Genomic DNA, 2,052 nt, shown 5'->3' with positions numbered 1-2,052 from the left:
TAATATTCTTCTCGATTCTTTCCTTATAACCTTGCATTAATCCGAAATCCCCTAAATCACAAAGAATTAACATACTGAGTATATCACAAAAAATTTCTACATCCACATTAGAATTTCTAGCTTTTTGGATATTCAAGTACACTTCTCTGACATTTTTACCTTTCAAACGATCAATATATAAATTAAATATATCTGCAAATCGTTTCAATTCTACATCCTTGCTCTCTTTACATATTCCAGCGAGATATTCAATTAATAATACGTGATCGTTCAAATGAGCAATGGCAAATGCAACTTTAACATTTATGTTTAACCTATCCTCTAAAGTACCTAAATAATCTATTATTTTTTGTTCTTGTTTATCTTTATCATTTGCAAATATGACATAGGCAATTTTTGCAAATGTATATACGGATATCTCTTTATCCCTGTTAATCCAATTAGAGATAGTAGATTTAGCAACTCCAATTTCTCTTGCGAGATCAGTATATGTTTTGTTTTTAGAAGATAAATAATTATCAAATTCCCTAGATAACTTCTTCATGTATTTTCACCTCGTCTTTTTCACGAATATTCAGAAACGTACATATAAGTAAGAAAATTATACCACAGTACCTAGAAAATTTTTCTTGCTCAATTGTTAAGTGAATATTCTGATATTTAATTGAAAACAAATGTGAAATACTTCAATTTTTGCACCTATTCTTCAAATATGAACTTAGAGTGTTGATATTATGTACATACAATTGTAAAATAAAAATAAATTACCTATGAACGAAAGTTTTTTAGAAAACAAAAAAATAAAACCCCACTGCCCAGTTTCAAATTGGCTTCTAGTTTGGCGACCGGAACCAATTTAAAACTTCTAAGATAGGGTTTTAATTCACACTATAAATATATGTGTTTCTCTTTAGTATCATACTTGATATTAAAATTATATCATAATGCATATACATTGTGAATATAAAACCGTTGTTTTTCCTTTTTATTTGCGGTGGGAAAAATAGGAGGTTTTTTCAGTGTTGTTGCGAAACTTTTTGCTTAGTCGAGCAAAAGCGGAACTAAGTCCCCACATTCATCACTTATCTAAAACTCCTGGATCTATCAATCAAGAAATCAAGAAAATAACTTCTTATATTGATAGTATTGTCCTAGAGTGTGAAGGTGCTACCACAAAAGATTATCTTACCAAAAGGAAATACGAAGCTTTAGAGACTGTTTTATCTTATTTAGTACAAGAAGGATATAGTCAAGTTAGACAAGAACACATCAGCAAAAAATCTGGAATTTCAAAACCTATTATTAATTACGTTTTTAATTGGCTGCAAGATTTAGGAGTATGCCAACAAATAAAGGTAAGACGGCATGGAAAAATCGCCCCCTCTGTTTACATCTTAACAATACATAATAACTATTTAAAGATTGTTGAATATTTCAAGATAAAATGGGCTGTAGCAATTGATGTTTGTGCTACTTTTACTAGATTTTTAAAGAACAAAATTAGTAAAAAGTCTGATGTAACAGATCTTGAATTTATGCAAAAAAACAATTTTAAACCTTCACCTTCCTTAGATTTTTTCGGCATTGAAGAGCAATCAAAACCTGCTGTCAATCATGAGAAACAAGGAAAAAATAATAGATTACAAGACTTAAATGATTATTTGAGTGAAGATCAGAAAAGAGCGTATTACTACATTTTGAGTCAAGAGCTAACATACCTATCTGAAAATGATGCGTATACAATTGCTTTAAGATTGCCACCAGATATTGATCGCTACACAAGATGGGATTTTGAAGAATGTGTGCAATGGTTCCAGTTAAATAAAGCTGAAAATAGTAATCCTGCACATTTCATAAAAATGTTTAATCAAAAATCTAAACAGAAGCAAGAACGTAGAAAGCGTAATGCACAAAATACAAGCTCACTCTTAGATACAACTAATAGTCATACATTTGTTTTCTATAATTTTTTAGAAGAACACGATTAAAATCAAAAAAATCCAATTACAAATAGCCTTGCTGAAAAAAACATATACAGCAAGGCTATTTGTA

At 29.6% G+C, this 2,052-nt stretch carries 2 protein-coding genes; one reads left to right on the top strand and one right to left on the bottom strand.

Annotated elements, in window-relative coordinates; translation table 11 throughout:
- On the bottom strand, positions 1-544 hold a 544-nt coding region (locus tag ACQGSG_RS28635), incomplete at its 3' end, for an AimR family lysis-lysogeny pheromone receptor (RefSeq protein WP_426948689.1).
- 475 nt (positions 545-1,019) lie between these two features.
- Between ACQGSG_RS28635 and ACQGSG_RS28630 the strand changes: the two genes are divergently transcribed.
- A complete protein-coding gene (locus ACQGSG_RS28630) occupies positions 1,020-1,988 on the top strand; it encodes a Replicase RepFR55 (RefSeq protein ID WP_426948687.1) in 969 nt (322 codons plus the stop codon).
- Positions 1,989-2,052 lie beyond the last annotated feature (64 nt).

This window comes from Bacillus sp. GMa5/1 (genome assembly GCF_050172015.1).
GTDB lineage: Bacteria > Bacillota > Bacilli > Bacillales > Bacillaceae_G > Bacillus_A > Bacillus_A cereus.
This window is presented reverse-complemented; position numbering and strand designations above follow the sequence as displayed.